This is a genomic window from Ensifer sp. M14 (assembly GCF_003355565.1).
Classification (GTDB): Bacteria; Pseudomonadota; Alphaproteobacteria; order Rhizobiales; family Rhizobiaceae; genus Ensifer.
The window spans coordinates 401,679-427,254 of sequence record NZ_QJNR01000014.1 but is presented as its reverse complement, the minus strand read 5'-3'; the positions used below and the strand labels follow the sequence as shown (position 1 = coordinate 427,254).

The following is a 25,576-nucleotide window of genomic DNA, read 5'->3' as shown; positions in this document are numbered from 1 at the left end:
GCCCCCTCACCTGCGCAATTGAACGGGTTGATGCCGGGCAAAGAGTTTACGGAAGACAGGGTAAATGTCGGCGGGCCTTGCAACGCGCGTCATCTGGAAATTCGGCACCACGCAGTCGACCGTGCGATAGGCCCGCCAAAGCGAGGTGCCGTTGTCCGTCGACCCGAAGATCTCGCTTTCGCGCTCATCGATGATCTCGACATAGGCGTAATACTGGCACAGACGCATGAGCTTCTCCCGCAGAAGCTCGGCGCACCGATCCGAGTCGCCGTTGGCATTGTCGCCATCGGAAGCTTGGGCCGCATATATGTTCCAGAGGTTCGAAGGATAGCGGTCCCCGATGATCCGCAGCATTTCCTCAAGCGCCGTGGAAACGACCGTGCCGCCGCTCTGCTTGCTGAAAAAGAACGTCTCCTCGTCAACTTCCCGCGCCTCATCCGTGTGGCGGATGAACACGATATCGATCCGCTCGTAACGGCGCTTGAGAAACAGGTGCAAGAGAACGAAGAAGCGCTTGGCAAGGTCCTTCTCGCGCTCCCCCATCGAGGCAGAGACGTCCATAAGGCAGAACATCACCGCGCTCGCGTTCGGCAAAGGCTGACGTTCGAAACGGTTGAACCGCACGTCGACGGGATCGACATAGGCGATACGCAGCCGCCGCCGTTCGACAACTGCCAGTTCGTCGCGCAGGTGCGAGAGCCTGCGGCGCTGCTGCAGGGATGGCTCCTCCTCCCGTTCCAGCGTCGCGATCTCTTCCGTAAGAGCCTGAAATTCCCTCTCGCTTGGGCGGCGCAGGGCCATGCGCCGCCCAAAGCTGTTGCGCATCGTTCGTCCGACATTGATATTGCAAGGCGTGCCCACCGTCGAGAAACCGACGCGATGGGACTTGTAGCTGACGGTTTCCCGCAGGTTCAGCTTCACCATATCCGGAAGCTCCAGATCTTCGAAGAAAAGATCGAGCACTTCCTCGCGCGACAGCACGAAAAGAAAGTCGTCCGTGTTTTCGCCTCGTCCGGGCCCGGCGGCCCCACCACCACCACCGCCTGTTTCCGGTTTCCTAAGTCGGTCTCCCGGAGAAAAGGTCTCGTTTCCGGGCAGGACATAGTTCCGCTCACCGCTGGCGCGCGAATGCTGAAAGCTGGGCTCGTCCGCACCACGCTTCGGGATCGGAACGCCGTGAGTGGCATCCACATCGGTGATCCTGTCCGACTTTATCTGATCGCTTATCGTCCGCTTCAATTCCTCACGGACCCGCTTAAAAAAGCGCTGCCTATTGCCGAGACTCCTGTCCTTGGGGTTAAGCCGGCGATCGATGAAGTTTGGCATCTGCCCATCCCCCGCTTGCACATCGTCAACCTGCCTTGTTGACCCGCATGTACCAGTCAACGAGCCGCCGGACTTGGCGCTCGGTGTAGCCCCGTTCGGTCATGCGTTCAACGAATTCAGCGTGTTGCTTCTCGGTCGCGCTATCCTTCTTCGAGCCGAAGCTGATGACCGGCAAAAGATCCTCGACTTGGCCGAACATGCGCTTCTCGATCACTTCCCGGAGCTTTTCGTAACTTGTCCAGGCGGGGTTGCGCCCGTTGTTCCTGGCGCGGGCACGCAGTGAGAACTTTACGACTTCGTTGCGGAAATCCTTAGGGTTTGCAATCCCTGCGGGCTTCTCGATCTGCGACAACTCGCCATCGAGAACGTTGCGATTTAGGATCTGACCCGTATCGGGATCCTTGAAGTCCTGATCTTCGAGCCAAGCATCCGCGTAGGAGATATAGCGGTCGAACAGGTTTTGACCATACTCACTATAGGATTCGAGATAGGCCTTCTGGATCTCGTGACCGATGAACTCGGCATATCGGGCGGCGAGTTCCGACCGGATAAAATCGAGATAATTCGCTTCCGTCTCCTTGGGAAACTGCTCCCGCCGGATAGCCTGTTCCAGGATGTACATCAGATGAACCGGATCGGCCGCGACTTCCTTGGTGTCGTAGTTGAAGGTCTCCGACAGCACCTTGAAGGCAAAGCGGGTGCTGACGCCGGTCATGCCCTCATCAACGCCCGCGGCATCGCGATATTCCTGCAGGGACTTCGCCTTGGGATCGGTATCTTTCAGGTTCTCGCCGTCATAGACCCGCATCTTCGTATAGGACGGCGAGTTCTCGTGTAGCGCGAGGCGTGTCGCCACCGTGAAGCGGCTAAGGTTCTCCAGAACCTCGGGCGCGCAGGGGTTTTCGGCCAACTCGCTCTCGCGAAGCAGCTTTTCATAGATCAGCCGTTCCTCCGTGACACGCAGGCAATAGGGAACCTTGACGACGAGTATCCGGTCGAGAAATGCCTCATTGTTCTTGTTGTGCTTGAATTGGAGCCATTCGGACTCGTTGGAATGGGCAAGTACGATACCATGGTAGGGAAAAGCGCCGAAGTTCTCCGTGCCATTGTAGCTTCCTTCCTGCGTGGCGGTGAGCAAAGGATGCAGAACCTTGATCGGCGCCTTGAACATCTCGACGAATTCGAGCAGCCCTTGCGTGGTCCTGTTAAGCCCACCGCTATAGGAGTAGGCGTCGGGATCGGCTTGGCTGAAATTCTCAAGCTGGCGGATATCGACCTTGCCGACGAGCGCGGATATGTCCTGGTTGTTCTCGTCGCCTGGCTCAGTCTTGGCGATGGCGATTTGGCGCAGCCGCGAGGGCATGAGCTTCACGACGCTGAACTTCGAAATATCGCCGCCGATTTCGTCCAGTCGTTTGGCCGCCCAAGGCGATACCAGGTCGGTGAGCCGTCTCTTCGCAATTCCGTACTTGTCTTCCAGCAACTCTCCCATGCGATCGCGGCTAAACAAGCCAAGGGGGGATTCAAAGACGGGGCTTATCTTACCGTCGATGGCCAACGTGTAGATCGGTTGCTGCTCCATCAGCTTCTTGAGACGCTCGGCAAGCGACGATTTGCCACCACCCACCGGCCCCAAGAGGTAAAGGATCTGCTTGCGTTCCTCGAGGCCCTGAGCGGCATATCGAAAATATCCGACGATCCGCTCAATCGTATCCTCCATTCCATAGAAGTCCGAGAAGGAAGGGTAGATCTTGATGGTGCGGTTAGCGAAGATCCGACCGAGGCGCTCATCCGCGCTCGTGTCTATCAATTGAGGTTCGCCGATGGCGGCCACCATGCGCTCTGGCGCAGTGGCGTACATGCTCTTGTCGTCGCGACAGGCGAGAAGATACTCCTGTAAACTTAAACTCTCTTGCACTCCACTTGCGTAAGTTTTCGAAAAAAGGTCGAAAACATCACCGTCACTGGCGCTCATGTAACCCTCCTGCGGCCGCCGGAAGTCATGCACTTGCGACGCGACCGCTACTCTATTTAACAACATACTCGGGACGGGGTTGTTCCCGAATTTGGCTGCCTTCACAGCGTCGAGTGAAAGCGGACGGTTTTATATTAGCACAACAGCCAGCCATCTCCGCACCTAATCGGAATAGCGAATTCGAGGTACAAATACGAAATCGGCGTGAAGCGGGCCGAACAGCCATCCGGCCTTTCAGGAACACCAACCAGCGCGGACCTCTATTGAAGGCCCCGATCGAAATGCCCTGCGAGAACGTTCCAAGATCGCGTATTTGAGCGGCTCTGCAAAAGACAGCCTCGCACTACTGCCAAATACCCATTCCTGACTGCCTTCGAGGTGAGGCATCCGAGAATGTGGCACGATCCCGGGCGATCCGATCATCGACGATGCAGACTTGTTCACTGATCGGCCGACGACAAGCTTGCTATCATCTGCCCACGAGGGCTGCAATCATTCCAGAGGAGTTGCTGTGGAAGCCGGACACGATACCAGCGAGCTTGAAATGGCCGTCTTGATGACGCCCGACATGGCCAATTTCAGCGGCAAAGTCGAGGGCGGCGCACTCTTGAACCTCCTGGATCGCGTCGCATTCTCCTGCGCCTCACGCTATTCGCAGGAATACGCAGTGACCCTGCCAGTTGACCAGGTCGTCTTTCGCCAGCCGATCCATGTCGCCGAACTCGTGACCTTTCTCGCCTCGATCAATCATGCCGGGCGGACGTCGATGGAAGTCGGGATCCGCGTCGAAGCAGAAAACATCCGCACCGGCGAGCGTCGGCACACGAATTCCTGCTATTTCACCATGGTCGCCGTGGACGCCGAGGGACGTCCGACCGCAGTGCCACCGTAAAGCCCCGTAACCGCCTGACTCGTCGACGCGTGCGCGGATGCGATGCAAACGGCCCCGCGCCCGGAAAGCGGTCAATCGCTTCGACCGGCGGTCATGCGCCTGGGCCACCCTTTCAGAAATGAAAAACCGCCTGCCAAAGTCAGACATGACCTCGACAGGCGGCTATTAGCGTCGGCTGCGATCTCTCAGAACTTGAGGCTCAGGTTTGCCTTGAACGTCTGATCGCTGACGCCGCTGGCGAACTGTCCAGCGTAGATCAGTCCGAGATTGGCCTCCGGCGTAAGCGCAAAGTCGAGGCCGGCTTCAAGCACCGCTGCATTCTCGGCGATCGGAACGCCGGCGATGACGAACGTGCTCGTTGACGAGAACCCGTTCGACGACAGCGGCAGCGTGTCACCGAAGGCGTGTTTCCAACCGACCGTACCACGCGCCGTCGCAAGCACGCCGCCGAGGTCGAAACTGGACGCGGCACGCAGGCCGAGGGTCGTGAACGTCGTATCCTGCGAGACATCCTTGCCAACGAGCGCTGCTGCCCCGCCATGTTCGGCGAAGCCGTCGCGGTTGAGGTGGACATAGGCGAGATTGGCGAACGGCTCCAAATCGACCGCTCCGGTTTTGACGGCATAGGCAAACTCGCCGAAGACCTGGCCAGTGCCGGCATCATAGCTGGCATCAAGACGATCGGAGAAACCAGGGAACGAAATGGAGCGGCTCGTCTCGATGTCGTGCCAGCTATAGGCAGCACCCGTGCGCAGCGAAGCGTCACCCCATTGTCCGCCGGCATAGAGCCCGAGATGATAGTTGTCGGACGTGGCAGAGGAGAACCGCGCGTCGACATCCATCGAGGAGCGCGAGTAGCCGGCAAGCGCACCGACGGTCCATTCGTCCACCTGCGTATCGGCACCGACGAAGAAGCCGCCGATGGATCGATCGGCCTTGGCCGCGTTGCCATCGCCATCCCAGCGCCCCCAGGAACCAAAGCCCTGGGACCAGATGGCGAGCTCACCCATATCGGCCTCGGTGCCGTTTCCGGAAGACTGTTTGGCTCCCACGGCCCCAAGCACCGAGCGCAGGCGATCGTTTGCAGCATCACGCAGGAACCGGCTGTCCTCGATCAGGATCGACTGGAAGGAGCTATGCACTTCGCCGGAAAGCAGGTCGAAGGCGGCCCGCGCTGCTTCAGGCGTTGCGGCAAACGCAATCGCGTTGAAGACGGGGTTGGCCACGCCCAAGCCATCTATACCGCCAGCAGTGGCGATCTGATTGCGTGTCCGACCGGTGCTGGCAAAGCTGATGTCGTTGCGGGTCAGCTTGAGCGACAGATCGTTGCCGTCGCCGCCGATGTAATCGACGGTGGGATCGAGGAACACCAGGTTGTCGACGATCGAAGCAAAGGTGCCGGTGATCGCCCCCGAACTCTGCTTGTCGATGAGGATGAACGGGCCATTGATCAGATTCCAGCTTGCCGCCGTATTGGGTGAAAGCAGGAGATCGAGCGTCGCGCCTGATATGTCGACGTTGCCCGTCACGATCAGCTTGTCCGTGATTAAGGGCGTGCCTTCGATCTGCAGGACGCCGTTGTTGGTGTAGTTGCCGGCAATCGTCTGTGTGCCGATCGAATTGCCCGGTGCATGGACGCCGCCACTCAGAATGGTCGTGTTTCCGATCGTGCCGGTACCGCCGAGGCGTGCGCCGCGATGGATGGTGGTCAGGCGCGAGTTCACCGAAGAACCATTGACGACGAGTGTCCCCGACTTGACGGCCGTATCGCCTGTGAAGGTGTTGACGCCCGTCAAGGTCAGTTTGCCCGTTCCCGTTTGGGTGAGCGCGCCGGTGCCGGTGAATGTACCGGCATAGCTGACGTCGTTGGAGCGGTTGTAGATCAGCGTGCCGTTGTTGGTGATCGAGCCGGCAAAGTTCCCGGTGCCGCCGATCCAGCCGGTCGTGCCGCCATTGCCGAGCTGCAGCGTGCTGCCCGTACCGATCGCGACCGGGCCGCGACTGCTGCTGGTTGCCGTCAGGGTCAGCGTGCCGCTGCCGATCTGAGAGAACGAGCCGGGGCCGCTGATCGAGCCCGCATAGGTCGTGTTGGCGGAGCTGTTGAAGACGAGCGCGCCGAAGTTCGTGACATTGGATGCAAGCGAACCGCCCGTGCCGCCATCGCCGACCTGTAGCGTCGCGCCCTGGGCGATACCGGCGCCGCCGGTAAAGCCGTTTGTGCCGGTCAGGACCTGCGTGCCGGCATTGACCGAGATGCCGCCGGTGCCGTTGATCGCGCCGGAGAAGGTGCCCGTAGCATTGTTGATCAGCAGCGTCTGGCTGCCGAGCACAACCTGGCCGCTGCCGGTGAGCGACTTGATCTGCGCCGATGCGGCCGCCGATACGTCGAAGGTGCCGTTGGCGGTCAAGCCGCTCGAGGCGTTGATTCGCCCCTGGCCCAAGAGCGCCAGCGTGCCGCCTGCGGCAATACTCGTTGCACCGGTATAGGTGTTCATGCCCGTCAGCGTCAGCTTGCCGCTGCCCACCTTGTTGAGGCCACTGCCGGTCCCACCATTCTGCAGCACCGTGCCGATCGTCGTCGTCACGCCGCTGCCGACATTGATCGTCGCCGCCGTGCCGCTCGCCGGGTTGAAGGCGAGCGCGCCGCCATTGATGACGTAGCCGGTGCCATCCGTCGTCGCGGAGAACTGCAGCGTGTCGAAGCTCTGCGTGCCGACGACGTTGACGGTACCGCCGGTGGCGCCGGCAAAGACGCCGACGGATCCGCCGAAGGTTCCGTTGACGCCGGCATTCAGCGGGTCGCCGGTCCAGTTGGTGCCGGCAGACGTCCAGGTGCCGGTGCCGCCGTTGACCGCACCATTGCCTGTCGTGTCCGCACCGTCCCAGAACTGCATCGTCTGGCCAGTGCCGAGCACCGACAGATTGACCTGCTTGGCGATGGCTGTCTGGACCTGATGACTTGCAACAGTGAAGCTAGGGGCCGTCGATGTGGCAGTCGTCGTTGCAAAGCTGCCCGACAGCGAACCATCATATTCGAACAGGCGGTAATAACCGGCCGAAGCCACTCGAGCGTCCAGCGCACCGCCGAGCGTCAGGTTGCCGCCGACCTTCACCAGATCGTTGTCGGTGCTGCCGACGAGGCCGGGCGTGTTCAGCTCGAACACCGACGTGGATCCAGCGCCGAGTGTAAGATCGCCAGCGATCGTCAACGTGCCCGGGCTGTTGCCGGCCGAAAGCGTGCCATCGACCGTAACGTCGCCACCGATTTCGCCCGATCCGCCGAGCGTACCGCCGGTACCCACATTGACGTTGCCACCAATCTTGCCGTTCACGTAGGTCGTGCCCGACGTCACGGACGTTGCGCCGTTGAACAGCGAATTGTCGCCCGTCAACGTCAGCTTGCCCGTGCCTGCCTGGGTCAACGTGCCGTTGCCCGAGACAGCGCCGGCGTAGATTACATCGTTCGAGCGATTGTAGACGAGCGCGCCGTTGTTGGCGATCGAGCCCGTGCCACCGACCCAGCCGGTCGTACCGCCATTGCCGAGCTGCAGCGTGCTGCCCGCACCGATCGTTACCGCACCGTCCGTGCTGCTGTCTGCCGTCAGCGTCAACGTGCCCGCGCCGATCTGCGAGAACGTTCCGTCGCCAGTGATCGAGCCGCCATAGGTCAAGTTGCCGGAACGATTGAAGACCACCGCGCCGTTGTTGAAGACGTCCGATACGATCGAGCCAGCCGCGCCGCCGTCGCCGATCTGCAGCGTCGCACCGGTATTTGTCACCGCACTGCCGGTAAATGTGTTGGCACCGGTCAGAACCTGGGTGCCGCCATTGACAGAAATGCCGCCGGTGCCGTTGATCGCACCGGAGAACGTACCGGTCGCGTTGCTGATGGCCAGCCACTTGCTGCCGAGCACAACCTGGCCGCTGCCGGCCAGCGACGTGACCCCCGGGGCGCCAGCCGCCGAGATGTTGAAGATACCGTTCGCCGTCAATCCGCTCGAGGTGTTGATCCGGCCCTGGCTCGAAAGCGCCAGCGTGCTACCCGCAGCGATCGTCGTCGCACCGGTATAGGTACTGGCGGCGGTCAGAACCTGCGTGCCGGCCGCGATGTTGACCCCGCCGGTGCCGGTGATCGCGCCCGCGAATGTGCCCGTGGCGTTGCTGATATCAAGCGTGTTGCTGCCGAGCACGACCCGGCCACTGCCGGTAAGCGACTTGACCTGCGCCGCGTTCGCTGCGGAAACGTCGAAGATGCCGTCGGCCTTCAGGCCGCTCGAGGTGCTAATGCTGCCCGGTCCGGACAAAGCCAGCGTGCCGCCCGCGTTGATGCTCGTCGCGCCGGTGTAGGTGTTCGCGCCCTTCAGCGTCAGCGTGCCGTCGCCGACCTTGTTGAGCCCGCGACCGGCCCCGCCATCCTGCAGCACCGAGCCAATCGTGGCTGAAACGCCGCTGGCGACATTGATCATTGCGGCCGTGCCGCTTGCCGGATTGAAGGTCAGCGCGTCGCCATTGAGGGTGTAGCCTGTACCACCGGTCGTGGCAGAAAACTGCAGCGTGTCGAAGCTCTGCGTGCCGATAACATCGACGACACCGCCGTTCGCACCGGCAAACACGCCGACCGATCCGCCGAAGCTGCCGTTGATACTGGAACGCGCTGGCGAGCCGGTCCAGTTGGTCCCTGTCGAAGACCAGGTGCCGGCGCCGCCGTTGACCGCGCCGTTCCCGGTCGTGTCCGCGCCGTCCCAGAAGTGCATCGTCTGGCCGGTGCCGAGCACAGAGAGATTGACCTGCTTGGCAATGCCTGTCTGGACCTCATGGCTGGCAACCGTGAAGCTCGGCGCCGTCGATGTCGCAGTCGTCGCAGCAAAACTGCCCGTGAGCGAACCGTCATATTCGAACAGCCGGTAATAACCGGCCGACGCCACCTGAGCATTCAGCACGCCGCCGAGCGTCAGGTTGCCGCCGACCTTCACCAGATCGTTGTTGCCGGCACTGCCGACGAGGCCGTGTGCGTTCAGCTCGAACACAGACGTGGAGCCGGCATTGAGCGTCAGGTCACCACCGATCGTCAGCGTGCCCGGGCTGTTGCCGGCGGAAAGTGTGCCATTGACGGTGACACCGCCGCCGATCCGGCCCGATCCGCCGAGCGTACCGCCGGAGCCGACATTGACGTTGCCGCCAAGCTGGCCGTTGATAAGTGCCGTGCCCGACGTCACCGACGTTGCGCCTGCAAACAGCGAATTGTTGCCTGTCAGCGTCAGCTTGCCCGTTCCGGCCTGCGAAATCGTGCCGGTGCCGCTGATCGTGCCGGCATGGCTGATATCGTTCGAGCGGTTGTAGACGAGCGTGCCGTTGTTGGTGATCGGACCGAGGAAATTGCCGCTGCCGCCGATCCAGCCGGTGGTGCCGCCACTGCCGAGCTGCAGCGTGCTGCCCGACCCGATTGTCACCGCGCCAGCAGTGCTGTTGTTGGCCGTCAGCGTCAGCGTGCCGTTACCGATCTGCGAGAACGTACCATTGCCGGTGATCGAGCCATCAAAAGTCGAGTTGCTGGAACTGTTGAAGACCACCGCGCCGCTGTTGAGAATGTTCGACACGAGCGACCCGCCCGCGCCGCCGTCGCCGATCTGCAGCGTCGCGCCGGTATTGATCCCTGCCTGACCGCTAAACGTGTTCGCACCGGTCAGGATCTGGGTGCCGCCACTGACCGAAATGCCGCCGGTACCGTTGATCACACCGGAGAACGTGCCGGTGGCGTTGCTGATGCTCAGCGACTTGGTGCCGAGCACCACCTGACCGTTGCCAGTCAGCGACTTGACCGCCGGCGCGATGGCCCCGGAGACGTCGAAGATACCGTCGGTCGTCAGGCCGCTCGAGGCGCTGATCCGGCCCTGGCCGGACAGCGCCAGCGTACCGCCAGCCGCAATGCTAGTCGCACCGGTATAGGTGTTCATCCCACCCAGTGTCAGCGTACCGCTGCCGGTCTTGATAAGGGAACCGTTCCCCGTAATCGCGGTGCTCAGAGTTCCGTTGCCGCTCTGCTCGATCGTCAGGCTGGCGGAATTGTTGATTGCGATGTTACCGAAGAGACCTGGCGATGCTGCCAGAAAGCGAAATGTGTTGGCGCCACCATCAAAGGTCATGGCATTGGCGCCAAACCCGTTGATCGAGCCGGAAGCGCCAAGGGTTACATCCACGTCGCGGCCAAAGAGGCCAGCGCCGTTCGCGCCGCCCGTACCACCACTCCCGGCGGTACCATTCGTCACGGTGGCGTTGACGATCACCGTGCCGCCGTTTAGCGCGCTGATGCCGTGACCACCGTCGCCATTGCGCTTTTCCAGGACGTGGCCGCCAGCGCCGCCGGCGCCGCCGTTACCGCCCGTGACGTTCGCGTTTACCGTCAATGTTCCACCATTGACCAGTGCCGCGCCATCGCCGCCGTCGCCACCGCTGCCGCCAAGTCCGATGCCGCCCGTCGCTGCACCACCATTGCCGCCGTTGCCACCCTGTCCGCCTGAAACGGCCGTGCCCGTTATGCTGTCCGTGCCGCCAGCGGCAACAATCCGACCGTAGCCGCCGGCGCCGCCGCCGCCGCCGTCGCCGTTCGACGAGGCGCCGCCATCGCCACCGCGACCGGCTGCGATGCCGCCGCTGCCGTGCGCTCCGCCACCACCACCGCCGCCGCCGCCGTAGGCGCCGCCGCTGCCGCTGCCGTTTCCGCCTGCGGCCCCGTTCGGGCTGCCGCCGGTCCCGCCAGCGCCACCACTACCGACAACCCCACCGTTGATCTGGCTTCCAGCGCCACCGGCCGCACCCGGCCCGCCGCCGCCGCCGCCATTTCCGGAATAAGTCGCATCGGCGCCAGGTGCGCCCTGCAGGTTACCGTCTACGCCACCAGCGACACCGCCCGGGCCGCCACCATCCCCACCCTTTCCTGCTGCCGCAGCCATGGGCGCGAGCGCGACCACACCGAGGGCAAGACCCGAGGCGGCGAACAGCCACAAAGCCGTGCTGCTCATTAGCAAGCGTTGGTTGCCGGATGTGGAGCGCCCCCGATGCGACGGTTGGCGACCCGTGCGTTCCTCGCCCTTAAACCCAGCAGCCAAGCCCTTAGTCGTACAATTGATCTTTTTCAAAGGCTTGCCCTCCGCCCACAACTCAAAATTTCCCAGGAAGCTGGCTTGCACGGCAACCCTGAAGCAGCAATGCCATATCGACGAAACAACCTACAGGTTCGACGAAGCAACAAAGCGAGGGGGGGTGCGGCTGTGGAAAATCTCAGATCCCGAGCCGGCTGCGCAATTCCTGCCTGTAGGGCCGCGATACCGCCCAGGGCTGATCGAATCTGCGCAGGCGCACTGTCCAGGCTTGCTTCGTCGGGCCTGCGTGACGATCCAACTCGGTCACATGCGATATGTTTATCACCGTGGTACGGTGGATGCGCAGGAAGCTCGATTTCGGCAGCAGGCCGATCCAGAACGAGAGCGGACGCAGATCGAGCACGGCTGCTTCGTCTCTCAACCAGATCTGCGTGTAGTCCTTCGCCGAACGCAGTCCGACGATGGCAGCGAGTGGCACGCCGCGCGTGCGCCCTGGCATATGCAGATGCACGAGGGGTTCAGCACCGTTGAGCGCGTTTCCGGCAACCACGTCCCGTCGGCCATCCACCGGCGCTCGCCCGTAGCGGGCGATACCGATCAACTTTGCACAGCGGGCGAGTTGGTGGATCTCGTCCACCGGCCACCGGCGTTTCGTCCTGGTCGCATCGAAGCCGATGCAGGCACGCAGAACGCAGTTGTGAAAGATCGGGACGCAAAGGACGCTCTTGTCGTTCTGCCTGAGCATTTCCGCCTGCAGGGCGCGCGCAGGGCGCGGAAGATTGGCGACATCGTTGATCATCACCGCCTTGCCCGTGACCAGCCATTGATGCAGCCAACCGATCATCGTCACCGGCGTCTGCTGCAGATCACCCACATGCGACGAGACATCCTTGCGCGCCCACTCCTCGGTATTTCGGAAGTGAAGAAAATCGTCGTCGTATTCGAACATCCACGCCCTGTCGGCACCGGCAAGCTTGCCGGTTTCCTCCAAAATGGCCGCAATCGCGATGTTGGCGGGCGAACCGATAAGGTGGGCGGCGGCCATATAGGCCCAGTCGTGCGACGGCTGCCCCATCGTGGGGTGAAGACAGTCGGCAATCGAGATCAGTTCGTATGGCGGGGCAGTGTCGGAAAGGTCGGACGGGTGAAATTGCTCATTCATGACGATCAATATTGAAAAAGGAATAAGGGATAGGGAGGCGCTGTCACAATATGCAGCTGCCCTCCCGGGAAAATACGGGTCGCTAAAAAACGGCATCAACGCCCTGTGAGCGCCGGGGGACGGCGCTGAGAGCGATCATGGAATGAACAATGGTCCAAGCGCGCGTTCGATGGCCCCCTCCATCGTCATGCAGCGGCGTTCCTCAACGCCAGCATCCACCCGCGTTGCCAGTAAAGGTTGCGAGCGCGAGAAATTCAAGACCTTTCACCGCAACCGCAGGCCCTTTTCTGGGTCGATCGGCCGCAGAACGATGCGGTATCGCCGCGCGATCCCTACCCCGAAGGACAAGACCGACCTACCTTCGCCAGCGTAGTATCCGATTGCGATTCCCATACTTGGCGGATGTCGCGACTGGGCACGATGGCGGGGTCGGCCGAGGCAGGTCGAAACATGACGGCGTAGCTAAAGTCGCTGGAGGAATGGACTTCAAGCCAAGGGTCGCAGTGCATATGATAGTGGGCAGGCCTCCGGGAGGACGGCCCAGACGTCGCCCAAGGGGGCTTTGTAATCCAATCCAGAGGAGTTGCCGTGGAAGCCGGACACGATACCAGCGAGCTTGAAATGGTCGTTTTGATGACGCCCGACATGGCCAACTTCAGCGGCAAGGTCCATGGCGGCGCCCTCCTGAATCTCCTGGATCGCGTCGCGTTCTCCTGCGCCTCACGCTATTCGCAGGAATACGCAGTGACCTTGTCAGTGGACCAGGTCGTCTTTCGCCAGCCGATCCATGTCGGCGAGCTCGTGACCTTTCGCGCCTCGATCAATCATGCCGGGCGGACGTCGATGGAAGTCGGGATCCGCGTCGAAGCAGAAAACATCCGCACCGGCGAGCGTCGGCACACGAATTCCTGCTATTTCACCATGGTCGCTGTTGATGCCGAGGGACGTCCGACTGCAGTGCCACCGTACAACCCCGCAACCGCCGTCCGAAAGCAGCGCCAGCGCGCAGCCGAAGTCAGGAGAAACTTGCGGCGCGAGTTCGAGGTCCGTTTTCAGGCCGCGGGCTCCGCCGGCGAAACCTGACCGTCGCAATCACGGGGCGCGCCCATTCACGTCACCTTGCATCGAAACCGTGGTCACTTTTTGCAACAGGGCGGCGCCGAGACCACTCCTGTGTTTGGCCGGGGGGATTGATGGTGTATGTTTCGCCGGCCGGTTTTGTCTGGCCAAGCGTAGAAGTCCGCCTCGTGCGCTGGCGCGGGACGGCGGTCGCCTGCGTCGTACGCCCGTGCCTATGTGCCCTGTACATGCCCCTGCGTTCTGAAAGCCACTTTGACGCGCTCAATGCCACCGCGCCGCGTTACCCAACTGACGTCAATTTCGTGAACAAGCGAAGCCACCTATCAACGCCTGCAGCTGCGGGAAACCAACACCGTCATTGCAGGCCCGGGATATCGGAGATTCAAATGTCCACATCCGAAACGGGAAAACAGTTTACAGAAGGCGTCGCGAGCGGCGAGGTCCGCTACGATCTGGAGGATTTCATTCGCGCCTCCGGCATTCCGCCCCATGAGGCCCACGAGATGTTTACGAAATACGGGCCATACAAGTCGGACCTCGACCCCTTGCTGAAGGCCCGGGCCGACCAGCATATGGATCTGATGAAATAGGGCGCTTCACCTCGCCCGCCTGCCGTGGCGGATAACCGAGCGTGGCGATCGCCTCGCTCACCCCAGCCCCCGTCCGGTCGTCAATCCGCGGAGTAACGCTCCTCTAGCCAGGGATCGCCGCGCATGTGATAGCCGTTGCACTCCCAGAAGCCGGCCTCGTCGCCGGCCCTAAAATCGATGCGCGTCAACCACTTCGCGCTCTTCCAGAAATAGAGATGCGGCACGACAAGCCGCATCGGCCCGCCATGGGTGCGACTGATCGGCTGTCCCTCCCAATCCGTGGCGAGGATCGCATGCTCCGAGGCAAAATCGGCAAGCGGAAGATTGGTCGTATAGCCGTCGTAACTCGTCAACATCACATGGGTTGCTTCCGGTTTCGGCATGACCAGATCGAGCAGGTCGTGCGTCAGCACGCCTTGCCAGCGGTTGTCATAGCGCGACCAGGTGGTGACGCAGTGAATGTCGGAGAGGCTGTCACTCTGCGGCAAGGCCTTGAACGCTGTCCAATTCAGCGACAGGCGCTGTTCGGCGAGGCCGGTGACATCAAGCCGCCAGCGCTCCACGCCGATCGCAGGCTGCTGCCCGAGATCCAGCACCGGCCAATCTCTAACGAGATGCTGGCCCGGCGGCAACCGTTCGTCCTCGGGCCGGGTTGCGCGCCCGGTGAGGAACTTCCCCGCAGCCGCCCAGCGCCGTTTCCTCGTGGTCAGCTTGATTTCCGCTGAGCGCTCGTCTTCGGTCATGGCGTCCTACTCCGGTCTGCGCGGATTAGAAGACCCGTCACGGTTTCCGTCAAGCATCGGCGCAGACATCGCTGCTAGCGCAGCACAATCCGCAGCGCTGCCTGCGTCTCTTTCAGAAGCGGCAAATAGCGCTCGACCATTTCGGCAGCCGGCACATGGGCGGCCGGCGCCCCGATATTGAGTGCGGCGACGATCTGGTTGCGATCGTTTAGAAGCGGAACGGCGATGGAGCAAAGGCCGATTTCAAGTTCCTGGTCGATGATCGCATAGCCTTGATTGCGCACACGGCCGATCTCGGCCATCAGCTCTTCCGTGTCGGTTCTCGTATGTGGCGTGTTGGCCTTGAGGTCGGAGCGGGCGAGCACGTCCCTTGCCTGCGCTTCCGGCAAGGCGGCGAGCCACACGCGCCCCATCGAGGCACAATAGGCAGGCAGGCGCGAGCCCGGTATCAGGCTGATCGACATCACCCGTTTCTGCGACGCGCGAGCGATATAGACGATCTCCGTTCCGTCGAGCACGGAGGCGGAGGCGCTCTGTCCGGCTCGCTCGGAAAGCTGGTCGAGGTAAGGCTGGACGATCGCCGGCAAGGGCGTCGCTGAGAGATAGGCATGCCCGAGCCGCAGCACCTTCGGCGTCAGCGAAAAGAACTTTCCGTCATAGTCGGCGTAGCCGAGCTCCGAGAGCGTCAGCAGCGAGCGGCGGACAGTCGCCCGGTCGAGGCCGGTGATCTTGGCAGCCTCTGTGATCGTCAGCTTCTGTTGCGTCTCGCCAAAGGCCTCAATGACCGTCAGGCCCCGGGCAAAACCACTGACGAAGTCGGTCTCTCTCATCGGTCGTTCCCAATATTAACCGTCACTATTTTGTGCGATATGAGAACAAATGTCAAATAACGCACAAATTATTTGACGCTGCTCGTTTTTGAGAGCCTATTTCGAGCCAAGACAGGCAGGGGGACGCTCCTATCTGCGAACGCCGCGCCAAAATTGCCGGCGCAGAGAGACACCAGCAGTTCACCACCCGCCTGCAACCATGCGTCCGCCGATAGGCGGCAACGCTCAGATCAGAAGAGAGGAAACATGGCGAAGATCGTTTCGCTCGCCGAGGCCGTCGGCGACAATGTCAGGGATGGCGACACCGTCGCCATGGAGGGCTTTACCCATCTGATCCCCTATGCTGCCGGGCATGAAGTGATCCGCCAGGGCCGCAAGGACCTGTTCCTCGTGCGCATGACGCCCGATATCCTTTACGATCAACTGATCGGTGTCGGCGCTGCCCGCGGCATGAAGTTTTCCTGGGGCGGCAATCCGGGCGTCGGCTCCCTGCACCGCTTCCGTGATGCGGTGGAGAATCAGTGGCCGCGGCCGCTCGAAATCGAAGAGCATTCCCACGCGGCCATGGCCAATGCCTATGAGGCGGGGGCCGCCAACCTGCCGTTTGCGATGCTGCGCGGCTATATCGGCGCCGATCTGCCGAAGGTGAACCCGAACATTAAGTCTGTCGCCTGTCCGTTCACGTCGGAGGTGCTCGCCGCAGTTCCGGCGATCCGGCCCGATGTCACGATCATCCATGCCCAGCGCGCCGACCGGAAGGGCAACGTGCTCATCGAAGGCATCGTCGGCGTGCAGAAGGAGGCGGTGCTTGCCGCCAGACGGTCGATCGTCACTGTCGAGGAAATCGTCGACGAGCTTGCGCCGCCGTCTCCCAACTCTGTCGTGCTTCCCACCTGGGCAATAACAGCGGTCAGCCATGTACCGGGCGGCGCCTTCCCTTCCTACGCCCACGGCTACTACCCACGCTCGAACGCCTTCTACATCGGCTGGGACGACATCGCCCGCGACCGCGAGAGTTTTACCGCCTGGATCAAGGAGAACGTGCTCGACGCGGGGCCTGAAGACTTTGCAAGACACGCCGGCAAAAACCCGGCGAAGGCCGCTTGAGGAGGCGATGATGACGGATTTCACCCCCACCGAAATGATGACCATCGCCGCATCGCGCGCGCTTTCCAACGACGACGTCTGCTTCGTCGGCATCGGCGCGCCCTCGGCCGCCTGCAACGTGGCGCGATTGACCCATGCCCCCGACATCACCCTGATCTACGAAAGCGGAACGGTCGGCACCAAGCCGGACGTGCTGCCGCTGTCGATCGGCGACGGCGAGCTTTGCGATACCGCGCTCTTCACCGTCTCCGTGCCGGAGATGTTTCGCTACTGGCTGCAGGGCGGCCGCATCACCACCGGGTTCCTCGGCGGCGCGCAGATCGACAAGTTCGCCAACCTCAACACCACGGTCGTCGGCCCCTACGACCATCCGAAGGTCCGCCTGCCCGGCGGCGGCGGCGCGCCTGAGATCGCGTCGAATTGCGGCCGCATCTTTATCACCATGGCACTCTCTAAACGTGGCTTCGTCGAAAAGCTGCCGTTCATCACCTCGATGGGCCATGGCGAAGGCGGCGATCATCGCGAACGGCTCGGCATGAAGACCAAGGGACCGACCCGCGTTATCACCGACCTCTGCATCCTGGAACCCGATCCGGTGAGCAAGGAACTGACGGTCGTGTCGATCCATGACGGCGTGACGCGCGAGCAAATCGTCGACAATTGCGGCTGGCCGATCAAGTTTGCAGACCAAGTCATCGAGACTCCAGTACCGACCGAGATCGAGCTGGCAACGCTTCGCGACATCAATGCGCGCACCAGGAAGGCCCACCAGGGCAACAGGGAGGCCGCATGATGGCTGAAGCCTATATCTGCGATTACATTCGCACGCCGATCGGTCGCTTCGGCGGCGCGCTGTCATCGGTGAGAGCAGACGACCTCGGCGCGATCCCGCTGAAGGCGCTGATGGAGCGCAACCCATCCCTCGACTGGGAAGCAATCGATGACGTCATCTTCGGTTGCGCCAACCAGGCCGGTGAAGACAACCGCAACGTCGCGCGCATGTCGCTGCTTCTGGCAGGGCTGCCGGCAAGCGTGACGGGCACCACCATCAACCGCCTCTGCGGCTCGGGCATGGATGCCGTCATCGCGGCGGCGCGTGCCATCAAAGCTGGCGAAGCCGAGTTGATGATATCAGGCGGCGTCGAGAGCATGTCGCGCGCGCCTTTCGTCATGCCGAAGGCGGAGAGCGCCTTCTCGCGCGCAGCCGAAATCTATGACACGACCATCGGCTGGCGCTTCGTCAATCCGCTGATGAAAAAGCAATATGGCGTCGATTCCATGCCGGAGACCGGCGAAAACGTCGCCGAAGACTTCCATGTGAGCCGGGAAGACCAGGACGCCTTTGCGCTGCGCAGCCAGGGGAAGGCAGCGGCCGCTCAGAGCAACGGGCGCCTGGCAAAGGAGATCGTCGCCGTCACCATTCCACAGCGCAAGGGCGAGCCGACTATCGTCGAAAGAGACGAACATCCCCGTGCCACGACGATGGAGGCTCTTGCCAAGCTCGGCACGCCCTTCAAAAAGGAAGGCGGCACGGTTACCGCGGGCAATGCCTCCGGCGTCAACGATGGCGCCGCGGCACTGATCATTGCCTCCGAGGCGGCCGTCAAACGATACGGTCTTACGCCGATTGCCCGTATCCTCGGCGGGGCCACCGCCGGTGTCGCGCCGCGTATCATGGGCTTCGGTCCGGCACCTGCCTCGAAGAAATTGATGGAGCGTCTCGGGCTTAAGCAGGCGCAGTTCGATGTCATCGAACTCAACGAAGCCTTTGCTTCGCAGGCGCTGGCGACGCTGCGCGATCTCGGCATTGCCGACGACGACCATCGCGTCAACCGCAACGGCGGCGCCATTGCCCTTGGTCACCCGCTCGGCATGTCCGGTGCCCGCATCACCGGGACGGCGGCGCTGGAGCTGGCAGAGACCGGTGGACGCTATAGCCTCTCGACGATGTGCATCGGTGTCGGCCAGGGCATCGCGGTGGCGCTCGAGCGCGTCTGAAGCCTGTCGCGCAAAAGTGCGCAGCAGTTTCTGCGATTACGATATGCGCAGAAGCAAGAGCACATAGGGAGCCGTCCACCGACGGCTCCCCCTTTTTGATTCACACGGTCTCTTCGTCGCGCTGCGCCACGAAGATCAGAACCAGCAAGATCGTGAGGAAGAAGCGGAAGGCATCGGGAACGCCGTTCCACTGCTTCGACATCCACATGCCGAACCATTCGCCGCCGACCGACATGAATCCAACCTGCCAGACGAGAAAGCCGAGCGTCAGGCCGGCGATCGCCACGGTCTTTGCCTGGTTAAACTCGCGCGCACCACCGTTGAGCTTCGTCGACAGCCTGTAGGCGCCGAGCCAGCAAAGCAGAGCCGTCAGCGTCTCGGCCGCAATGATCGCGACATAGAACAGGTTGTGCAGCGCCGGACTGGTGATCGCACGATACTTGATCGCCGCATCGGGAAAGATCGTATCCATCATCATCACATGCTGAACGAAGGCGAAATTCGTTGCGTAGTCGGTGATGTTGCCGAAGGCGACAAGCGTTGAGAACAAAGCGATGGCAGCAACGGCTGCGGTTTTGGCAATTCGAATGATTTTCATGTCTGGTACTCCTGTCCGCTGCCGGCACACCCGAAATCCGGGACGAATCCTACCGGCATCAGTCCAGCCATAGCCCGCGGCAGCGGAGAACGGGGCTTCGACACGCCTCTTCCACAACTTGCAGGATGATGCATATGCACTCCGGCGGCAACCAACGCCGAGCAGGCGGCGATCCTGCCGCTGGCCGGCGGACTTGACTTCTGTCATCAGCCGGAACATAACCAAACAGTTCTAAAACTATCTGGTTATGCAAATGAATTCATCTGACCGCCTCGACGCTACCTTTGCCGCTCTTGCCGACCCGACACGGCGGGCGATCCTTGCCCGTCTTGCTCTGGGCGAGGCATCCGTTCTCGAACTCGCAGAACCCTTTGCCATGAGCCAGCCAGCGGTGTCGAAACACCTGAAGGTGCTGGAGCGCGCAGGACTGGTTTCGCGTAGCCGCGACGCACAGCGCCGTCCCTGCCGCATCGAGATCCATCCACTCACCGAGGCAACCGACTGGCTGGAGGAATACCGCAAGCTCTGGGAAGCGAATTTCGCGCGGCTCGACACTCTGCTTGAAGAACTAAAGGCCGACGCCGCGTCTCACGGGAACCCCGCCGATTCCAACACCAAGGAGGACTGACATGAATGCTGCACCGAACAAACTTGTTGTGACTGCCCATGGCGATCGCGAGGTCCGCATCATCCGCACGTTCGACGCGCCGCGTCGGCTGGTTTTCGACGCCTTCACCAAGCCAGCGCTCGTCAAGCGCTGGCTGACCGGCCCGGACGGTTGGTCGCTGCCTGTCTGCGAGATCGATCTGCGACCCGGGGGAAAGTTTCGCTATGTCTGGAAAAACACCGAAGGCACCGAGATGGGCATGGGCGGCACCTACCGCGAAATCGATGCACCGGACCGGATCGTCCATGAGGAACTTTTCGACGAGGACTGGACCGGCGGCCAGACCGAGGTGACGACCCACTTTGTCGAGGATGGTGGGCGCACCACGGTGACGACCGCCGTCGTATACTCCTCCACGGAAACGCGCGATGCGGTCCTCAAATCGCCGATGGAGAGCGGTATTGCCATCGGCTACGACCGCCTCGAAGGCATTCTTGCCGCCGAACCAGTGAAATAGTCATGGAATGACCATGGGCGGAGTAATCCGCCCATGGTCCAATTCTCATTCCGTCCAGATCGCGACGTCAACGGGGCCGAGCTTGCGTGAGCCGACATGGAAGGTCGCGCCAGTGCCGGCCGGCACCTCGGCCGCCGCCTTGCCGTAGTTGAAGGCGAAGTTCAGCTTGCCGCGGCGGGTGATGCGCAGATCGCCGAGATCGGCGAGCGCTTCGACCGAAGCCCAGCCGAGTGCATCATTGATCACCTTCTTCAAGAGATCGCCCTGGGCAGCCGCCGCCATGTAACGCGCCTTGTCGTTGCCGACCAGCGCCGGGGCGCCATTGCGGTATTCGCCTTCGAAGGTTGCTAGCACCGTCTCGCTGGTGCGCACCGTCTCGCGCCAGATGCCTGACGGGTAGGTCTCGTTGCCGTAAAGCACCGCCTCATCATGGAATTCCGGCAGGGATTCAACGCGGGCGACGCTGACGTCGATGAGGGCTGCAAGCGGGCCCGGCGGCAAGCCTTCGGGAATGTGCATGTCCTCGGTCTTGCTGCCGCTACGCGGTCCGAACAACACCTTGGCCTGAGATTTCGCCAGCTTCTCGACAAAGGCCTGGTTGGCGATGACGAGGTCTGGCGCCAGCACCAGTTGGTAGCCGTCGAGATCGGAATGCTGACCGATGAAATCGACGTCGACGCCGAGGCGCGAGACGGTCGAGTACCAGTCGAGCGCGGTCGCGGCGGCCGAATAGGTCCGGCCCTGCGGCAGGGCGCGCGTCGCCCAACGGGAATTGTAGTCGAGCAGGATCGCGACCTTGGCCTTGCCGCGGGCCTCGCCCTTCGGCAGAAGCTTCATTTCTTCCACGACCTGCGCCACTTCGAGATAGCCCTGGTCGGGCTCGCTGTTGGGTAGCAGCAGGCCGGCATGGAACTGTTCCTGCGCAAACGGCACCTGCCGCCAGCGGAAATAGGAGACCATGTCGACGCCGTGCGCATAGGCAAGCCAGGTCCACAGCCGCACCATGCCATCGGCCGGCGACTGGTTGTGCGCTGCCCAGTTGACCGGCCCCGGCTGCTGTTCCATCACCCAGACGCGGCCGTGGCCGACGGTGCGGTAAAGATCGTGGTTGAAGGCGGGCTGGTCCGGATCGCCGACGCGCAGGTAGCGCCCCTTGTCCTCGGCCCTGAGCCGACCATTCAGCAGCCCGCCCATCGGGTAGACGTCCCAGGAGGCGATATCGATGTCTTCGCCGACCTTGTAGTGGTCGAAGTCGGTGTTGTGCGACATGAAATTATGCGTCACCGGGCGGCCGGGCGCATAGCTGCGGATAATGTCGACCTGCGCCTTGTTGAAGCTCTTCACCTGGTCCGACGAGAAGCGGATGAAGTCGACGATATGGGTCGGGCTCGGTTCTTCGACGAGATTGTTCGGCAGCTCCACCTCGTCGAAGCTGTTGTAGTTCATCGCCCAGAAGGCCGTGCCCCAGGCGCGGTTCAACTCGTCGGTCGTGCCGTAACGCTCGGCAAGCCACAGGCGAAACGCCCGCTCGGCCTCATTGGAATAGCTGTAGATCGTGTCGTGATCGCCATATTCGTTGTCCGTCTGCCAGGCATGGACGAAGGCGTGTCTGCCGTAGCGTTCGGCCATGGCGTCGGTGATGCGGGCTGCCTCGACGCGGTAGACGCGGCTGGAGAAGCAATAGTGGCGCCGCGCGCCGAACTTGCGCACCACGCCATTGACGTCGACCGGCAGGATATCCGGATGACGGTCGATGAGCCACTTCGGCGGTGCGGCGGTCGGCGTACCCAAAATGACCTTCAGTCCGGCACGGCCGAGCACGTCGATCGCGTCGTCGAGCCATTCCCAGTGGAACTCGCCCGACCGCGGCTCGATCTTCGCCCAGGCGAACTCGCCGATGCGCACCCAGGCAAGCCCGAGCTCGACCATGCGGCGGGCGTCCTCTTCCCACTTCTCGCGCGGCCATTGCTCCGGATAGTAGCAGACGCCGAGTTCGAGCATGTCGGTCTTCTGCTGGTCGGCGTTGAAACGGTTCGGTCTCGTCAGGGGCATATGCAAGATCGGGTCCTTCGTCATGCTTTCGGCCGGCTTTACCCGGCGCGTTGTCTTCGATGCGAGCGCTCTCAAGGATATAAACGTTTATATCATCTGGCGCAGTCGTGTGGTTGTCGTGGTTCGTCTACATCTTCAACGGTTCGGGGTCAGGCGGTCGTCGCAGCGCTCGATCAACTTCGGCATCAGAAGCGTCTGCAAAGCTTCCGGCGGCTCGCCCTCCATCCGGCGCAGAATGTAGGCGCCGAGCAGGCTGCTCGGCTCGCTGATCGGCAGGTAATAGGTGGTGATCGGCGGCGCGAAATACTGGCTGACGTTGAGATCGTCAGTGGCATTGATGACGGCATCGCGGCCGTGCACGAGGCCGCGCTCGTGGAAGCCGGAGAAGGCGCCAAGCGCAGACGCCTCATTGGCGCAGATATAGGCGGTAGGCGGATTGGAAAGCTCCGACATCGTCAGCACGTTTTCCCGCCCGAATGCCGGCGTCAGCCGCCCATGCGCCACCAGCGCCGGATCGAAGGGCAGGCCGGCGACCTCGAGCGCGCGTCTGTAGCTCTCATACCGGGTAATGCCGTAGCTCAGGTCCGACAATGGGTTGAGGAGCGCGATGCGGCGATGGCCGCGCTCGACCAGTCTCGCCATGGAAACGCGGATCATCTGCTCGTTGTCAGCGTCGACATAGGCATGCGGCGCGTTGTGCACGCTCGTGCCATAGGTAACGAAGGGAAAGTCCGCCGCCTGCATGGTGCGGATGCGCGGATCGTCGGCGCGCGTGCCCGAGATGATGATGCCGTCGGCCTTCTTCAGCGAGACGATCTGCTTGATGATCGCCTGGCTCTCCTCGAAATTCCGCACAGCGTAGAGCGAGACCCGATAGGGACTGTCTTCCAGCGCCCAGGAAATGCCACTCAGGAGCTGGGCGTATTCCACGCCTTCCCACTCGTTCTGCTTCGGGCCTGGCGCCGTCATGATCGCAGCAACCTGATAGGTCTTGCCAGTGCGCAACTGCACGCCGTGCATATTGAGTTCGTAGCCGACGCGTGTCGCCGCCTCGATGACGATCGCGCGCGTTTCCGGGCGAACCTGAGGCGAATGCTTCAGGGCCTTGGACACGGTGGCAATCGACAGCCCCGTTTCCTGCGCAATGGTCTTGATCGTTGGTCTTTGCATGGCGTCTCGGCTCGTCATGGGTTGCTAGATCACGATGGTTTTGGGTCGGCTCGACCCAAAACCATCGTGATCGATTCTCATAAGTTAGAGCGGGATGCGCGCGGAAAACCGCGCACACTTTTCCTCATCCCGCTCTAGTGCTGAGCGATGCCGCCAGCAGGAGATAGACTGCGGATGTCCAGGCGAATGCCCGATCGCGAAGGCCCCTCCCCGACCGCGCATCGAAGTTTTCGGCCATACCGTTTTTGCTGGCCAGTGAACAGAACTTTTCCGCGATTTCGCGCGTCAGCTCAATCTCCCCTTGCCGGCGAAGACCGTCCCAGAGAAGCAGCGTGGTCGGCGCCCAGATTGGTCCGCGCCAGTAACCGTCATCCTCGTAGAACGAACTTTCAGGGCTTTCCGTCGCCGGTCCCCAGGCGGTGATGAAACCGCCAGAAACCAGACGGGCGACGAGCTTTTCGCGCATCGGGCTTGGCAGGCGCGCGCCAAGCAACAGCGGCATGAACTGGATCAGGTTTTCGCCTGGCAGAATCCTATCCGGTGCACCCGCAAGCCGCGCGCCAAAGGTTTCGCCGGTCCATAGCCGCTCGAACAGCAGCGTCTGCAAAGCGTCCGCCTTGGCGTTCCATTCGGCGGCGCGCACTGGATCGCTCTCAAGCAGGGTCGCAAGCGTCTGGCAGGCGAGAATGAGGAACACCGGCAGATCCGGCGAGATCACGGGACCGCCTTCGGCAAAGAAGGTCGCATTGTCCCAGCCGCTGTCGTTGCCATGGAAATAGCTCGGCAGCGATTTGGCGTCCGCGCGGGCATAGGTCAGCCAATAGTCGACCTGTTTGCCGATCGCACCGCGCAGGTATTCCCGGCGCTCGGTGGTCAGGAAGTCCGGGTGCCTAGCCGCGATCAGCGACACAGCCCAACCGTGCACCGGCGGCTTGGTGAAGGCGAAAAGCACATCGCGATCGTTGATGTAATCGGGCAGCAGGCCGGACGCATCCTGGTGATCGAAGATCACTGCCAACTGGTCGAAGGCGAGCTCAGCATCGACGGCCGCTACACCCAGCGCCGAAAAGGCATTGTCCCAACTCCAGATGTTGATCATGTGGTTCTTGGACATGTAGATCGCCGGCCGCGTCAGCTGACCGCCTGATGGTACACCGTTGGCCCACAGAAGGTAGCTTGCCAGCCGATGCGCCTCGTCCTGGCCTTCAGCACCCGTCGGCACGCTGGCATGCCACTCTCCGAATTCGGCAGTCGCGCCGGAAAGCGCATCGGTGAAGCTCTGAAGCGGCGCAGTCGTCGGCACGGTGCGGAAGAAATCGACATTGCCCTCGAACGGGCCTTCGCCCGAAAAGGCGAAGGAAACGTCGGCCGAATGATCGCGCTGCCAGGCGCCGGACACGTCGAGCCTGCCCGACACGGCGCGCGGGATGAACTTGACGTTTTCGACGGCAGCGACAAGGCAATCGTCGCCGGTGGGCGTGCGATAGACATAGTCGTAGCGCGATCCTTCCAAATGGAGGCGCACGCCGGCGTTCTCGCCGCTGAGGTGCAACCGCTCTCCCTCACCGATGACAAAGGTTAGCGATCCCGCGCCGATGCGGGCCACCAGCCGCTCCGGCGACAACTCGAAGGTCGCCTGCGCCGGCTTGCCCATGGCATCGAGGAACTCGACGCGGCAGAGGCGCCCGAGCGAGGGCCGCTCGTCGCCGCCGGCAACGAAGCGCAGGTAGAGCGCGCGATCGCCATTGCCACCCGGTACTTTCATCATCGACAGCGTCAGGAACCGTCCCCTTCGGCTGAAGGGAATATGCTCGATATCGAACAGCATC

At 62.2% G+C, this 25,576-nt stretch carries 17 protein-coding genes and 1 pseudogene; 8 read left to right on the top strand and 10 right to left on the bottom strand.

The genetic code is table 11. The annotated features are described in order from the left end of the window. Window positions 1-6 precede the first annotated feature (6 nt). Together BLJAPNOD_RS30490 and BLJAPNOD_RS30485 are read right to left on the bottom strand one after the other, a co-directional pair. The gene (locus tag BLJAPNOD_RS30490; protein ID WP_115422527.1) at window positions 7-1,326 is read right to left on the bottom strand and encodes a YeaH/YhbH family protein; all 1,320 of its coding nucleotides are present in this window, start codon (window positions 1,324-1,326) and stop codon (window positions 7-9) included. 25 nt (window positions 1,327-1,351) lie between these two features. Next, complete coding sequence (locus tag BLJAPNOD_RS30485; protein ID WP_115422526.1) at window positions 1,352-3,301, bottom strand: PrkA family serine protein kinase; 1,950 nt, start codon at window positions 3,299-3,301, stop codon at window positions 1,352-1,354. Window positions 3,302-3,845: 544 nt separating this feature from the next. Between BLJAPNOD_RS30485 and BLJAPNOD_RS30480 the strand changes: the two are divergent. Beyond that, a pseudogene (locus BLJAPNOD_RS30480) lies at window positions 3,846-4,175 on the top strand (acyl-CoA thioesterase); the annotation flags it as partial. 203 nt (window positions 4,176-4,378) lie between these two features. On the opposite strand, the gene BLJAPNOD_RS30475 reads toward BLJAPNOD_RS30480, so the two are convergent. Together BLJAPNOD_RS30475 and BLJAPNOD_RS30470 are read right to left on the bottom strand one after the other, a co-directional pair. Continuing rightward, window positions 4,379-11,212, bottom strand: a complete 6,834-nt coding sequence (locus BLJAPNOD_RS30475) for an autotransporter domain-containing protein (protein ID WP_158556195.1) — start codon at window positions 11,210-11,212, stop codon at window positions 4,379-4,381. Window positions 11,213-11,471: 259 nt separating this feature from the next. Then, complete coding sequence (locus tag BLJAPNOD_RS30470; RefSeq protein WP_158556194.1) at window positions 11,472-12,455, bottom strand: GAF domain-containing DNA-binding protein; 984 nt, start codon at window positions 12,453-12,455, stop codon at window positions 11,472-11,474. A 621-nt stretch (window positions 12,456-13,076) separates the two neighbouring features. Here BLJAPNOD_RS30470 and BLJAPNOD_RS30465 point away from each other — a divergent pair. Both BLJAPNOD_RS30465 and BLJAPNOD_RS30460 read left to right on the top strand, forming a co-directional pair. Then, window positions 13,077-13,538, top strand: a complete 462-nt coding sequence (locus BLJAPNOD_RS30465) for an acyl-CoA thioesterase (RefSeq protein ID WP_077505343.1) — start codon at window positions 13,077-13,079, stop codon at window positions 13,536-13,538. Window positions 13,539-13,921: 383 nt separating this feature from the next. Continuing rightward, window positions 13,922-14,125 (top strand): hypothetical protein, encoded by a 204-nt coding sequence (locus tag BLJAPNOD_RS30460; RefSeq protein WP_077505250.1) that lies wholly within the window; start codon window positions 13,922-13,924, stop codon window positions 14,123-14,125. A gap of 80 nt (window positions 14,126-14,205) precedes the next feature. On the opposite strand, the gene BLJAPNOD_RS30455 is transcribed toward BLJAPNOD_RS30460, so the two are convergent. Together BLJAPNOD_RS30455 and BLJAPNOD_RS30450 are read right to left on the bottom strand one after the other, a co-directional pair. After that, a complete protein-coding gene (locus tag BLJAPNOD_RS30455; RefSeq protein WP_115422522.1) occupies window positions 14,206-14,868 on the bottom strand; it encodes a sulfite oxidase-like oxidoreductase in 663 nt (220 codons plus the stop codon). 74 nt (window positions 14,869-14,942) lie between these two features. Then, entirely contained in the window at window positions 14,943-15,698 is a 756-nt protein-coding gene (locus BLJAPNOD_RS30450; protein WP_115422521.1) for an IclR family transcriptional regulator, read from the bottom strand. 246 nt (window positions 15,699-15,944) lie between these two features. On the opposite strand from BLJAPNOD_RS30450, the gene BLJAPNOD_RS30445 reads away from it, so the two are divergent. Genes BLJAPNOD_RS30445 through pcaF form a run of 3 tightly spaced genes read left to right on the top strand, consistent with a single transcriptional unit; the run spans window position 15,945 to window position 18,803 of the window. Beyond that, window positions 15,945-16,805, top strand: a complete 861-nt coding sequence (locus BLJAPNOD_RS30445) for a CoA transferase subunit A (protein ID WP_077505256.1) — start codon at window positions 15,945-15,947, stop codon at window positions 16,803-16,805. 10 nt (window positions 16,806-16,815) lie between these two features. Further along, window positions 16,816-17,598 (top strand): CoA-transferase subunit beta, encoded by a 783-nt coding sequence (locus BLJAPNOD_RS30440; protein WP_199566063.1) that lies wholly within the window; start codon window positions 16,816-16,818, stop codon window positions 17,596-17,598. Then, on the top strand, window positions 17,598-18,803 hold the full coding sequence (gene pcaF / locus BLJAPNOD_RS30435) for a 3-oxoadipyl-CoA thiolase (protein WP_077505258.1): 1,206 nt from the start codon (window positions 17,598-17,600) through the stop codon (window positions 18,801-18,803). Before BLJAPNOD_RS30440 ends, pcaF begins: the two co-directional genes overlap by 1 nt. A 100-nt stretch (window positions 18,804-18,903) precedes the next feature. On the opposite strand, the gene BLJAPNOD_RS30430 is transcribed toward pcaF, so the two are convergent. Then, the gene (locus tag BLJAPNOD_RS30430) at window positions 18,904-19,401 is read right to left on the bottom strand and encodes a DUF2165 domain-containing protein (protein WP_077505260.1); all 498 of its coding nucleotides are present in this window, start codon (window positions 19,399-19,401) and stop codon (window positions 18,904-18,906) included. 253 nt (window positions 19,402-19,654) lie between these two features. On the opposite strand from BLJAPNOD_RS30430, the gene BLJAPNOD_RS30425 reads away from it, so the two are divergent. Both BLJAPNOD_RS30425 and BLJAPNOD_RS30420 read left to right on the top strand, forming a co-directional pair. Continuing rightward, the gene (locus tag BLJAPNOD_RS30425; RefSeq protein ID WP_077505347.1) at window positions 19,655-20,029 is read left to right on the top strand and encodes a metalloregulator ArsR/SmtB family transcription factor; all 375 of its coding nucleotides are present in this window, start codon (window positions 19,655-19,657) and stop codon (window positions 20,027-20,029) included. A gap of 1 nt (window position 20,030) precedes the next feature. After that, window positions 20,031-20,525 (top strand): SRPBCC family protein, encoded by a 495-nt coding sequence (locus BLJAPNOD_RS30420; RefSeq protein WP_077505262.1) that lies wholly within the window; start codon window positions 20,031-20,033, stop codon window positions 20,523-20,525. Window positions 20,526-20,570: 45 nt separating this feature from the next. On the opposite strand, the gene BLJAPNOD_RS30415 is transcribed toward BLJAPNOD_RS30420, so the two are convergent. From BLJAPNOD_RS30415 to BLJAPNOD_RS30405, 3 genes are all read right to left on the bottom strand, one after another. Further along, complete coding sequence (locus tag BLJAPNOD_RS30415; RefSeq protein ID WP_199566062.1) at window positions 20,571-22,583, bottom strand: beta-galactosidase; 2,013 nt, start codon at window positions 22,581-22,583, stop codon at window positions 20,571-20,573. Window positions 22,584-22,712: 129 nt separating this feature from the next. After that, a complete protein-coding gene (locus BLJAPNOD_RS30410; protein WP_115422519.1) occupies window positions 22,713-23,747 on the bottom strand; it encodes a LacI family DNA-binding transcriptional regulator in 1,035 nt (344 codons plus the stop codon). Between the two features lie 124 nt (window positions 23,748-23,871). Beyond that, on the bottom strand, window positions 23,872-25,575 hold the full coding sequence (locus BLJAPNOD_RS30405) for a glycoside hydrolase family 37 (RefSeq protein ID WP_115422518.1): 1,704 nt from the start codon (window positions 25,573-25,575) through the stop codon (window positions 23,872-23,874). Between the last annotated feature and the right edge of the window lies 1 nt (window position 25,576).

Bases quoted from the DNA above. Each gene is read 5' to 3' on its own strand.
- BLJAPNOD_RS30455 (WP_115422522.1), bottom strand. From the start codon at position 14,868: ATGACCGAAGACGAGCGCTCAGCGGAAATCAAGCTGACCACGAGGAAA.
- BLJAPNOD_RS30445 (WP_077505256.1), top strand. From the start codon at position 15,945: ATGGCGAAGATCGTTTCGCTCGCCGAGGCCGTCGGCGACAATGTCAGG.
- BLJAPNOD_RS30460 (WP_077505250.1), top strand. From the start codon at position 13,922: ATGTCCACATCCGAAACGGGAAAACAGTTTACAGAAGGCGTCGCGAGC.
- BLJAPNOD_RS30440 (WP_199566063.1), top strand. From the start codon at position 16,816: ATGACGGATTTCACCCCCACCGAAATGATGACCATCGCCGCATCGCGC.
- BLJAPNOD_RS30410 (WP_115422519.1), bottom strand. From the start codon at position 23,747: ATGCAAAGACCAACGATCAAGACCATTGCGCAGGAAACGGGGCTGTCG.
- BLJAPNOD_RS30450 (WP_115422521.1), bottom strand. From the start codon at position 15,698: ATGAGAGAGACCGACTTCGTCAGTGGTTTTGCCCGGGGCCTGACGGTC.
- BLJAPNOD_RS30470 (WP_158556194.1), bottom strand. From the start codon at position 12,455: ATGAATGAGCAATTTCACCCGTCCGACCTTTCCGACACTGCCCCGCCA.
- pcaF (WP_077505258.1), top strand. From the start codon at position 17,598: ATGGCTGAAGCCTATATCTGCGATTACATTCGCACGCCGATCGGTCGC.
- BLJAPNOD_RS30475 (WP_158556195.1), bottom strand. From the start codon at position 11,212: ATGAGCAGCACGGCTTTGTGGCTGTTCGCCGCCTCGGGTCTTGCCCTC.
- BLJAPNOD_RS30465 (WP_077505343.1), top strand. From the start codon at position 13,077: ATGGTCGTTTTGATGACGCCCGACATGGCCAACTTCAGCGGCAAGGTC.
- BLJAPNOD_RS30485 (WP_115422526.1), bottom strand. From the start codon at position 3,301: ATGAGCGCCAGTGACGGTGATGTTTTCGACCTTTTTTCGAAAACTTAC.
- BLJAPNOD_RS30405 (WP_115422518.1), bottom strand. From the start codon at position 25,575: ATGCTGTTCGATATCGAGCATATTCCCTTCAGCCGAAGGGGACGGTTC.
- BLJAPNOD_RS30425 (WP_077505347.1), top strand. From the start codon at position 19,655: ATGAATTCATCTGACCGCCTCGACGCTACCTTTGCCGCTCTTGCCGAC.
- BLJAPNOD_RS30420 (WP_077505262.1), top strand. From the start codon at position 20,031: ATGAATGCTGCACCGAACAAACTTGTTGTGACTGCCCATGGCGATCGC.
- BLJAPNOD_RS30490 (WP_115422527.1), bottom strand. From the start codon at position 1,326: ATGCCAAACTTCATCGATCGCCGGCTTAACCCCAAGGACAGGAGTCTC.
- BLJAPNOD_RS30430 (WP_077505260.1), bottom strand. From the start codon at position 19,401: ATGAAAATCATTCGAATTGCCAAAACCGCAGCCGTTGCTGCCATCGCT.